We start from the raw sequence: 11769 nt of genomic DNA, 5'->3' as shown, positions 1-11769 counted from the left end.
TGATGACGTGGGTACTTCCTACACACCCGATGATTCGCCCATGCCTGACGACTCACGGCAAGCCCAAATACACATTGCTAATCTGCCCCTTTGCTGGGGGCAGTTCCAGTGCATTCCGCCAATGGTCCACATTAGAAAATTCAGATATAGCGGCTTCACTGGTGATTTACCCCGGACATGACAGCCGTATGAATGAACGCGCGACCACCCGGATTGAGCCATTAGCACAATCACTTGCCGATCTGATCGTATCATTCACTCCTGCACAGAGAGAAAACCTGATATTAGTTGGTCATAGCATGGGAGCTCAGGTTGCTTTTGAAACTTGCCAACGCCTTGAACAACATAACTGTTCCCTCAAGGCACTGGTACTTTCGGGGTGTCATGCCCCCCATCTTCAACCTCGCCGCCAACTGAGCGGACTGCCTGATCATGAATTCATTGAGCAATTGATTGATATCGGCGGTTGCAGCCCGATGTTACGAGAAGATCCAGGATTGCTTGCATTGTTCTTACCAATGCTACGTGCTGATTTTTTTGCTACAGAGCACTATCACCATGTTATTCAACCTGATTCAGTAAAACTGCAAACACCAACGCTATTGCTTTATGGCAACGAAGACAAAGAAGCTTCTGCTATGGAAGTTCAGCAATGGCATCATTGGCTTGCAGGTAACACGCAAAACCTTTCTTATTGTTGCCAGGAAGTTACCGGCGACCATTTTTATATTACTCAAGATCCTCAGAGCTTTATTCGTCACGTTACACAATTTATACAATATGTCTATTTACAGGAGTTCGCATAATGGCACCTTTTTCTATCCCAGGGAAAACATTGACTATGACGCCAGACTATCTTTGGAATGGTAAAACGCTGGACCAACAACTTGCTGGTTGGTCTGGTATTTGGGGTAATAAAACAGCGCTGATCTATCAAGAACAACAGCTAACTTACCGTGAATTGCACCAATCCGCAGAAAGATTGGCCAGTGGGTTATTTCACCGGGGAGTACGTCGTGGTGATAACGTCATGGTACAACTGCCTAACCGAATCTCTTTTGTCGTCACCTGTTTTGCTTTATTTAGACTGGGTGCTCACCCAGTGTTATTAATGCCGACTCAACGGGCACATGATATTCACGCGCTTTGCCAGATTGCGCGCCCAGTGGCTTACATTATCCCTGATTGTATTCATGGTTTTGATTACCGGGAAATGGCGCGGGAAGTTGCGGCATCTTGTCCCGATCTGAAACACATTATCGTTGATGGAGAAGCGGAAGAATTTACCGCATTAGCATCCATTGATGATAAACCGCTCAATATTACTGGACCAACCTATGGTGATATTGCCGTTTTGTTACTCTCAGGAGGAACGACGGGAACACCGAAATTAATTCCGCGTACTCACGACGCCTATACCTATGATTTTGTCCTCTCTGCCCGTCTGTGTGCAGTAAATACGGAAAGTGTGTATTTAGCCGTATTGCCTGTTGCCCATAACTTCACCTTAGGCAGCCCCGGTATTCTGGGTACCCTTTCTCAAGGGGGATGTGTACTCCTGAGTGATACCGCCAGCTGTGATGAAGCCATGCCATTGATCGAACAGCACAAGGTGACACATTTAGCATTAGTGCCGGCTCTGGCGCGTCTCTGGGAGCAAGCCCGCGACTGGGAACAAAGCGACCTTTCATCCCTGCGCTGCTTACAAGTCGGTGGTGGCAGACTCACACCGGAACTGGCAGAACTGGTCATGACACGCCTTGGTCCTTTGCAGCAGGTATTTGGTACCGCGGAAGGATTACTCTGCTATACCCGACTAGACGATCCCTACGAGGTCATCATTAATACCCAAGGGCGCCCATTGTCAGAAGAAGATGAGATCAAAATTGTTGATGCCAATTTGCAACCTGTCGCCCTTGGTGAAGTCGGTGAACTGATTACACGCGGCCCCTACACCATCACCGGATATTATCGCGCCGGACAGCATAACGCCGTCGCTTTTACCACAGATGGATTCTACCGTACCGGCGATCTGGTTCGCATGAATTCAGATGGCAACCTGATCGTTGAGGGGAGAATTAAAGAGCAGATTAACCGCAGTGGTGAGAAAATTTCGACCCAAGAAGTAGAAACATTATTGCTGCAACATCCTGATATTGATGATGTGGTTGTCATTGCTGTCCCTGATGAACTATTAGGTGAACGAATCTGCGCCTGCCTGCTTAAAAGTGGCAATCAACCAGAATCCGCACAGATGCAAGCATTTTTGCATCAGAAAGGCGTTCAACGCCATAAAATCCCTGATCAATGGTTGTCTGTGGCGTATTGGCCATTAACCACTGTGGGAAAAATCGACAAACGCCAATTAGTACAGATAGCCCAAACAGAACATGGCAATTCAATGCAACAATATCATGAACGCACGATTGCTATTACCAGTACTCCGTTAGATCTCATCACTCATTTGCTCTCAGATGATAATGATTCACAACCTTGTACACTTTATGAAACAAAAGGTGAATGGTCATTAGGGATGGGCTGTGCAGCGACTATAAGTGCCGATGCATCGGGACAATTAATTGATTCACAAGGTAATCATCATCCATACAATATTAATACATTAAGCCAAAAGCTTGAGCAGGCGCTTAATGCTCTCCCTATCAAAGACTGGCGTGCTTATGGCAGAACACTATTTGAGTTTTCCCATATGACATATGGACTACCATTAGCACAACAAAATGAAGCACTAATCAAAATCACTGTTCCCCAGCATGAATTACGCATAACTCAAGGGCAGGTTCTGATACGGACACTTGAAGAAGATCAGATTGCTACATTGAGCGAAAAAATCAGGCAAGCTGATCAATCAGGCACACCGGCTTTCCCATATACCAAAGAGATAGAAATTATCAACCCGGTAACCGCCGCAAAAAATTATCAAGACAACGTAGCAAATGCGGTTAAAGATATTGCCGCTGGTCACTACCAAAAAGTGATCCTGTCACGCAAAGTTGAGCTTGGGTCCAATATTGATATGACGCATAGTTACTGGCTTGGCCGTCAGGCTAACACACCGGCCCGCTCCTTCTTCCTGCGTGATGAAGATTTCTCAGCTTATGGTTTCAGCCCAGAAACCGTCGTTGAGGCAGATGGTTCAGGTTGGGTCAGCACCCAACCATTGGCAGGTACCAGAGCATTGACCCATGACAAAGAGCAGGATCAACGGCTGCGGGCAGATTTACTTTCTGACCCAAAAGAAATCTCCGAACATGCAGTTTCTGCCAAACTGGCATTAGAAGAGTTGGCGCCGATTTGCCAGATTGAAACACTTTGTGTGTCAGAATTTATGGCTATTCGTGAACGTGGTTCAGTACAACATTTGGCATCACGGGTAAAAGGATTACTCCAAACAGACAAAAATCGTTGGGATGCGTTCATCGCTTTATTCCCGGCAGTCACTGCTTCGGGGATACCGAAGAAACCTTCTTTACAGGCAATTTCACGTTATGAAGGTGAACCACGTCAGCTTTATAGCGGTTGCGTCATGTTATTAGATAGCGCAGGTAAACTGGATGCCGCGCTGGTATTACGCTCTCTCTATCAGCATAAAGGACGCTGTTGGCTCCAGGCTGGCGCTGGGCTGGTCAGAGATTCCAAACCAGAGAGAGAATGGCTGGAAACCTGCGAAAAACTTGACTGTATTATTAAATACGTTCGTCCTTATTCCGACAAACAAGATTAATCATACTACGGAAAAAATCTGAGACAGCGCTGATTTTCCCAGGTTAATCAGTCAGTAGTAAAATAGTCGCTCATCCAATGAAACTTTGCTCCTTTCGAGAAAGTAATACAGATGGGCGTACTATTCCTGTATCTTTTCGGCAAATAAATGCCTCCGCTAATCCTAAAATAAAAATAAACATTTTTTCCTCATTGCAAAATTCATCTTTTTACTATGATTAGTAAGTCACCTCTGATTTTTCCTTTCAGTGACAATGATTAGCTAAGAAAAACAAACGAATATATATCAGCTTACAACCACGCTTACGGGTTCCATTTTGGAGGCAAAAATATGTTCTCACGTCGTGATATCTTGAAAGCATCTGCAATTGGTGCAGCAGCCAGCATAGGTAGTATGATTAAATCCGCTGTTGCTGACGAACAACACAATACTGTTACAACGGGTAATAATAAACCACCTCCGGCAGCTAAAAGTTTGTATAAATATAAATTTACAGACAGCGAAAAACGTATATTTGAATACGGATGGGCACGGGAAGCTACCGTAGAACAATTTCCTATCTCTGAAGGGATTGCTGGTGTTGATATGACACTCGAACCGGGTGGTGTGCGTGAACTCCATTGGCATGCCATTGCCGCTGAATGGGCATATATGCTTGAAGGACATGCACGTATTACCATTATCGATCCAGAGGGCAAAAGTGAAGTCGCCGATTTTGGCCCCGGCGATGTATGGTATTTTCCCAAAGGTCATGGTCATTCTATTCAAGCGCTTGAAGGTGGCGCGCATTTCATTCTAACTTTTGATGATGGGCACTTCTCAGAATTTGGCACATTCAGCATCACTGATTGGATAACGCATACGCCGAAAGAAGTACTAGAGAAAAGTGTTAACATGCCAGCAAAGGTTTTTTCTAAAATCAAACCCGGTGAAGCTTACATCGTCGGTGGTGCCATACCGCCAAAACTTCCCCTACCGGTAGACGACGGAGGATTGAACGATGCCCCACTCACCCACCGTTATCAACTCTTGAAAAACAAACCCTTCTTTGAGAACGACGCAGGGATTATTTATCGGGCATCATCGAAGGAATTTCCCATTTCTACCACTATCACCGGTCTCATCGAAATCGTTAAACCGGGTGCAATACGTGAACTCCATTGGCATCCGAATGCTAACGAATGGCAATATTACATTTCAGGCAAAGGACGTATGACCGTGTTTAGTTCCCACGGACATGCCCAAACCTCGAAATTTGGGCCAACCGACGTTGGTTACGTGCCACAGGGATTTGGTCACTATATCGAAAATATTGGCAAGGATGATCTTAAAGTGCTGGTTGTGCTAGATAACGGCATCTACCAGGATATCTCACTCTCTGATTGGTTCGCTAAAACTCCGTCTTATTTGCTGGCAGATAACTTCAGCAATCAGATCTCCGATTGGGCGGACCGTCCGAAGGATAAACTCGTTATATCACGCCGTAGAACTTGAGATATTACACCGTGGTGTATTGGAAAAACCTGTATATCAAAAATAGCCTCGTTAACACGGGGCTTTATTTATCAGCATTAAAAATGATTAGAGAAACGGACGTTGATTTTAATACCATTATCATACTTGTTGTTATCCGCTCTGGTTTTAAATCTAAAAAACAAATACAGAAAAACGAGAAAACCCGTTTAATGAAAATGGGGAAGTTAAATACGGGTCTGAAAACGGGAAAAACCATTAGATTAAAAAAAATTTCAATGAAAATCATTTGCTATATTAATGTTTAATTAAACAATAAAAAACCCTGCTAAATGATAATCGTTTTACAGGTTAATCATTTTTTAACATAGTTCATGACTGGGGTAAGTGAAAACAGCCAATAAAGCAGCAAATTGAAAGATGAAGGGTATATACCCAATAGATTTCGAGTTGCAGCGCGGCGGCAAGTGAACGCATCCCCAGGAGCATAGATAACTATGTGACTGGGGTGCGTGAAAGCAGCCAACAAAGCAGCAACTTGAAAGATGAAGGGTATAAGTGTTAAAAAAACAAGTCCCCCATTAATACCAGATTTTAAAAAGGTACTGAGTGACTAAAAACGACCTATTCCCTGCCATGTTTAATTCATTTATCAACATTATTATCCTTCGCTTATTTTATATTTATTTAACCTACCATAACCATTTGAAAACGCGAACACAGAAAGATTAAAGTTGTATATAAAAAGTGGATTTAACTCAGTAAATACTCTATTAAAAGGGATACACTCAGGTATTTTTTACCATTATTTTACTAAATAACCCATAAAAACAACGCAATAAAAAAGGGATAAAACGGTTAATATGATAGAATTTAACCCCTGAACAAAAAAATTAACTAGCTGATAAAACATAAAAGGGTATTTTTACATAATAAGATTATTTACTGGCTGAAAACACAATATCCCATGATGATTAAACTCAATAAAAAACAGATGTTAAAAGTGGTAAAAAAAACCGTTTAGACTTTATACCGATTAAAATCAGAAGTTAAAAAAAGTCATGATTCCCAATTAATCTTCCTGACCTTCACAATAGCGTTTCTTAATTTATTTTAAATTAAATACAAGATAATAATAGACTGGAAAATACCACAGCCACAGCGGCATATCCAATTTTCACCGCCTGCACTAACCTGATAACTGAACGTGAAATACCTATTGGTATTTTAGTGATTTTATACTCCTTGATTGTATTAACCCTTATATCCCTATAAGGGGTTTAATTTAAAACGCTTTTTATCGTGAATCGAAAGCACCCGGCCTTTTACGAAAAGTGCTCGTTACCGCATCCCAAAATGCTATTAATTCGTTTTCACTGTACGGCGTCGCGGATATCCGGTCATTTTTCAGATCAATATTCACAAAGGGATTCTTGTAATCTCCAGCGGTTTCATTGGCAATTAAGCTAAATGCATATCCAGGCATCTTAGTTCCCGGCTCCAGGTTTGTTTCCACCGGGGCAGTTGTTAAAACTTCCTCCGTATAAGTGCCATTAATTTCCCGCTTTCCTTTCCTTATCACCTTGGCATGCATGGCCAGTAATATACCTTCCATTCCCTTCAAACGATCTAAAAGATGGTCTTTCTCTTGCAAATCATTCAATATCTCAATACTGAAATTAAAATGGTCATCCTTATTTCGTTGATAGACAAAGGTAATATCCTCTTTTTCATTATCACTACCGGCAATAAAACCATCAGGAATACAGGTACCGGCTACCTTAGGAATTTCCGTTTCCTTTCTGCCACTGATTCTGGATAACAAATCCCTCATTTTCATCATTGTTCTATCTTTTGTATTTAAATCTCTTTCAGAAAAACCTGCTTTGATAAAACCCTCTCTTTGATAGGAATATTTATCATCAATCAGCTCCATAAATTTCATTGTTATGGTAAAAGCAACCCCATTATTATAGAAATGCGCTTCCAATACTCGGGCATAACCAGGCACACTCGTGTCCTGATTCCTGTCGAAAATCACGCCATTCAGATCCCCCTGAAGACGATAAACCTTCTTTAAAAAAGGCATATTTTTAGGATTAACATATTGCATCGTCTTTAATTCCTGCTCTCTTAACCGTATCCGATGTTCAAATTCAGGGGGATACAGACGCTCAGTTTCTATTCTCGCATCACCAATCGATATCCCGTCATGGACAATATTGTCAAACCCGGCAGGGAGATCAATTAAATAACGGCCCACACAACGGGTCTGCATATTCGCTAACATTTCAGTTGTCACTTTCTTTTCCTTTTCAGTTAATACAGGATGATCATAAACCGGGAAATACCACCGCCACAGGGCATAAATCGCCACTATCGCGAATAAAATCAGTAAACACTTTTTTTTATCCAATTTTCACCGCCTGCACCATCTTGACAATTGAGCGTAAGGTAAATAACCGAGCGGGAGTCTCTTTCGTTCCATTATTCTCTTTATAAGCCCCTTCATGGTCGACTTCCGTTGCCAGCAAGCCACGTAAACCGTTATAGGTAATCCGACCAGCTTGTATCGGTACCGTACCATCTCCCTGTTCCCTGGGAGGAGCCAGCTTAAAAGTTTTATCATGAATATCCCGAAACAGCGGCCCAACGGAAAAACGAACTATACGTGTTGAACCGGTTTTCAGATCGATAGGATCATAAACTGGCTGATTAAAGGTCATACCGGAATAATCTTCCGTTTTGTCATAATTACCATTATCTTGCTCTTGCCAAGAGATAACGCCATACGATAAGTGTTTCTCACTGGCACCATAAAAGGCATAAGTATTCGAATGATAGTTACCGGTTAGCTCTTCAATAAATTGCTGAACTTCGTTTTGTATAATTGCTGAATATTTTTCCCAACTTTCATTATCCTTCCATTTATCCTGTTTATCCGGGTTTAAAAACCGGGTTTCACATAATCCCCACCACCGCTCTTTTTCCAGATAGATTTCCTTATAAGGATCTGATTCCGGCAGTTTGTGCATGATTTTACCATCCGCGATATGTAGCCAACGTTTACCATACTTCATTCCCGGCAACAGCTGTAACGGTCCGGGAGACTGGGCCATCACCGCCGTCATCTCCGCACCATTACTGCCGATAACCAATCCAGTTATGCCATCTTCACCGGTTTTCATCCTTTTATAAGTGGTTGGCGCACCGGTATCAGGCATCACGCCATGCACAATACCTAAAATTTTATCTCTACCATTTAGCTGCTCAGAGTAATGACGGGCCACTAACCCGCCCATCGAGTGAGTGACTAAAATCACCTTGTTAGTTGCACAGCGCCTGCCATAGAAAGCTAAAACCTTATCCACATATTTCGCCAGCCTCTTGGCAGAATCCACATTGGATTGCAGCCAGTTATAACCCATCACATGAACCGGGTAGACAAAGTTATAGCTGTGGTCAACCTCGGGCCGTGTCAGCGGCTCTTCACCCCACTCCGCATTCAGGTTCATATCTACCATGCGTTGCCGGAGGGTTTGTTGTCCCTGCCCTGCCAAACAGTACTCAAATGCCAAACGTTCATCATCCAGCACCGACTGAAGCCAGGGCAGGAAAGTGCCATAGCTAATATGGGCTATCTCTCCCCAGCCACGCTGACTGCAAGTCTGGAATTTATTCTTTTCCGTGTGGTCAGGTGTGATAGCCCCGGAATCATCAACCTCTGTTTTATTCGGGTCTAAGGTTTTTTTTCTGTAAGACGCTCCTCTACAGGTCCAGGCTAAAACATCAAAACTCAATATCCTGTTTAGCAGCCAGACTGATTCCCCTTGTTTCGATTTTAAATTACTCCCCATCACCCCCGGCAGAAAAATCACCGGGATCACTTTAGTCGCATATTTCAAACAGGTTGCTATCAGATTCTCTTCCGTTCTGGCATTGGGGACGTTGTAATAAGGGGAGCCTAATTCATCATATTCCGGATGAATATAAATCTCATTTTCCTTCGGTTCGCTCACAATCTACTCCTCATCTTTTATTTTCAATTTACTGATTTCCACACCAATCTGCTTTTGCAGGGCGCTTTTCCCATCCTGTGCAGTTGATAACTCCTGCACGCCACCATCTCCGGTATGGAATTGCATATTCTGACGAGCTAACGGAGAAATGTTATAAGCCTGTGCAACCTTTGGCGTCACAGAATAACTGGTGGTCTGCCATTGCTGGACCAACTGGCTGGTCCGTTGTCCACCAAACTTCTGCCATTCCCCTGCCCGCTGGATAATGTGAGCCGGAGCACCGCATTCCACCTGCCCGTTGCCAATCCGAATATATCCCCCGCCACAGGCCAGCAAAATCTCCTGTTTTGCACTGATGATCACTTTGCCTTCATGACTGCTTACCGTGATGTCTTTCAACGCCTCAAGTCCCATCGCATCACCCTGCGCCTGAATCTCTACCCGACCTCGACTGGCAAACAATTTGATCCCCAGCTTTTCAGCAAACAGGCTGATCATCCCACCGGCAGCCACCGTGAATTTTTTCAGTACGCTGAAATCAGTATTTTTACCACTGGTGGCAATGACATTGTCCCCCGCAGACAATTGCAGACTTTTCGCCGTCGTTTGGGCAATCCCCTCCGGCGCGGAAAGTAACAGCGCCGATTTTTTCAGCTCCGTTAAGGTGTCATTTAATAACGCTTTCTGGTGCTGCAAATCCGCCAGTTCAGCTTGGGCGGTTTCTGCCGCACCGCGTAAGGCTTCCGTTAACGCCTGCGCCTGCTGTAATTGACTAATTGCCACCTGCATCTCCAGCACCGGTCCCCCGGCAGCCGCCTGTTTATCCGCACTGATAAACAACCCCTTACCCGCCCGGATTGCCCCCCAGTCATCGGTACGCAGCTCAAAGCCTTCCCCCCGTTTATTCGGGTGCGGACGCTGACTGTCCACCAGATGCCCCAGATTGAGCTGGCTCTTGCCGCCATATTCGGTACTGAGTTTGATGTGCTCCTTCCCGCGCTCGTCATCCATCCGTAATTTGTTATTCGCCGGCGTGCGCAAGACGTTACGTTTGTAGTTGTACAGCGTGACGGGGTCCGGGTGTTTCGAGTCATGCAGCGCGTGGGCGATATAAGGCCGATCCGGGTCGCCCCCTTCAAATGCTATCGCCACTTCCGTGCCTATCAGCAACGGCCAGTGAAAACCGTAGGTGTCACCCGCATAGGGTCTAGCCAATCGTACCCACAGGCTTTCTCCCCCCTGCGGCCACGTCGCCCGGTCAAAGTCAAACGACACCCGATACAATCCGTCTTTGTCGATATCCCCGTAGGCGTCATTCACGGTGGTACTGCTTACCCGCGCCGGCAGCGTCCCCGCCATCACCGGTTTCGGAATGAATGCCGGGCGGAAGCACACCGTTTCTGAATAGGGGATGGCGGTAAACGCCATGACAAAACTTTCATCCCGGCGGGCGCTGCTGGTTATCTCGGTGATAATCACCCCTCGACGAAACACGTCGGGCGCCTCACCCTGCACTTTCAATTCCTGCCCCGGTACCAGCGTCGGCGAACTGGTTAACCCCCGCAGCCGCGTCTGTTGATTCAGATAGCGCTCATGGTGCAGCCGGGCATAAAACACCCCACTTTCCGCTTCCGGCTCAAGGGCATAACGGTTTCCCAGTGCCTGGTAGTTATTGATGTAGTGATACGCTTCCCCGTAAACCGTCGGGTCCCCCCGCGTCACATCCGCCTCGACATCCATCCCGTATTGCGGCAAAGCATCGCGGTAGTTGTAATCCCGGGTCTGGATTTTCCCCTCCACCACCTGATGCGCAGTTTCCATACCCCACACCGCATCTGTGTCCCGGCCATGCATGCCCGACGGGTCCAGAGCCGGCAGGTACACGTTAAACTGGTAGTGACGCTGTTTGTCGTAAAACTCCACCACGTCAATTTTCAGCCGTTCGTCCGCCGTCAGTTTGTACCAGATACCCACTTCCGCCAGCAGCCGTTGCACAAATCGCAGGTCATCCTCGCCGTACTGCATCACCTGTTCCCGCTTCGGGTAGGTGCGCGCCAGCGTGAACAGAAAATCCTGGCCCCGGAAGCCGTGCCGCTCCCGCAGGATTTTTTCCACGATTTCCGGCACCGACATATTCTGGTAAATCGCCGACTGATGACTGTTCGCCAACAGCGCCAGCCGGGGCACCAGTGTCACTTCATACCGGCTTTCGTCATGCGAGGTAGACAGCAATCTGAAACGGCTAATCACGCCGTAAAGGGTGCGCAGCGGCATGGGCGGGATTATCGGCATGCCCCGGATACCGGGATTCACCCGCGGCGAGTGCAGGGTAAACGCCGCTTTATGCATCAGCATCTGCCCCGGCTCAATCGTTTTCACCGGGCTGGTGAATTCAATGGTGTAACAAAAAGGCTGGCTTAATGCTTCCCGCCCGGTAAAGGCCAGGATATCCAGCGGCGCGGTGTTCTTCCGTACGTCGAGTTTGTAGCGATTGTGCTCAAAGATAAGCGCCGGGGTTGAAACAGTCATGGCGGG

7 protein-coding genes are annotated in these 11769 nt (G+C 45.7%); 4 read left to right on the top strand and 3 right to left on the bottom strand.

The genetic code is table 11. The annotated features are described in order from the left end of the window. Positions 1–2: 2 nt before the first annotated feature. The 4 genes from BDD30_RS19555 to BDD30_RS23780 all read left to right on the top strand — a co-directional run bounded on the left by BDD30_RS19555 (position 3) and on the right by BDD30_RS23780 (position 5523). Positions 3–806, top strand: a complete 804-nt coding sequence (locus BDD30_RS19555) for a thioesterase II family protein (protein WP_231849132.1) — start codon at positions 3–5, stop codon at positions 804–806. Positions 807–841: 35 nt separating this feature from the next. After that, positions 842–3742, top strand: coding sequence for a salicylate synthase (locus tag BDD30_RS25115; protein ID WP_121302786.1), 2901 nt, complete (start codon positions 842–844; stop codon positions 3740–3742). A gap of 330 nt (positions 3743–4072) precedes the next feature. Beyond that, on the top strand, positions 4073–5236 hold the full coding sequence (locus tag BDD30_RS19545; protein ID WP_015834443.1) for a cupin domain-containing protein: 1164 nt from the start codon (positions 4073–4075) through the stop codon (positions 5234–5236). 83 nt (positions 5237–5319) lie between these two features. Beyond that, positions 5320–5523 (top strand): hypothetical protein, encoded by a 204-nt coding sequence (locus tag BDD30_RS23780; protein WP_148236995.1) that lies wholly within the window; start codon positions 5320–5322, stop codon positions 5521–5523. 989 nt (positions 5524–6512) lie between these two features. Here the strand turns inward: BDD30_RS23780 and BDD30_RS19535 are convergent. The 3 genes from BDD30_RS19535 to BDD30_RS19525 are packed head-to-tail and all read right to left on the bottom strand — an operon-like array spanning position 6513 to position 11763. After that, on the bottom strand, positions 6513–7631 hold the full coding sequence (locus tag BDD30_RS19535; RefSeq protein WP_015834445.1) for a T6SS immunity protein Tli4 family protein: 1119 nt from the start codon (positions 7629–7631) through the stop codon (positions 6513–6515). Further along, on the bottom strand, positions 7624–9234 hold the full coding sequence (locus tag BDD30_RS19530) for an esterase/lipase family protein (protein ID WP_015834446.1): 1611 nt from the start codon (positions 9232–9234) through the stop codon (positions 7624–7626). Before BDD30_RS19530 ends, BDD30_RS19535 begins: the two co-directional genes overlap by 8 nt. 3 nt (positions 9235–9237) lie before the next feature. Next, complete coding sequence (locus BDD30_RS19525) at positions 9238–11763, bottom strand: type VI secretion system Vgr family protein (protein WP_015834447.1); 2526 nt, start codon at positions 11761–11763, stop codon at positions 9238–9240. Positions 11764–11769: the final 6 nt, after the last annotated feature.

This window comes from Photorhabdus asymbiotica, assembly GCF_003634575.1.
Lineage (GTDB): Bacteria > Pseudomonadota > Gammaproteobacteria > Enterobacterales > Enterobacteriaceae > Photorhabdus > Photorhabdus asymbiotica.
The sequence above is the reverse complement of the archived record's forward strand: the minus strand, read 5'-3'. Positions and strand labels throughout refer to the sequence as shown.

Excerpts from the sequence above, each read along its gene's own strand:
- BDD30_RS19555 (WP_231849132.1), top strand. The coding sequence starts at position 3 with ATGACGTGGGTACTTCCTACACACCCGATGATTCGCCCATGCCTGACG.
- BDD30_RS25115 (WP_121302786.1), top strand. The coding sequence starts at position 842 with ATGACGCCAGACTATCTTTGGAATGGTAAAACGCTGGACCAACAACTT.
- BDD30_RS19545 (WP_015834443.1), top strand. The coding sequence starts at position 4,073 with ATGTTCTCACGTCGTGATATCTTGAAAGCATCTGCAATTGGTGCAGCA.
- BDD30_RS23780 (WP_148236995.1), top strand. The coding sequence starts at position 5,320 with ATGATTAGAGAAACGGACGTTGATTTTAATACCATTATCATACTTGTT.
- BDD30_RS19525 (WP_015834447.1), bottom strand. The coding sequence starts at position 11,763 with ATGACTGTTTCAACCCCGGCGCTTATCTTTGAGCACAATCGCTACAAA.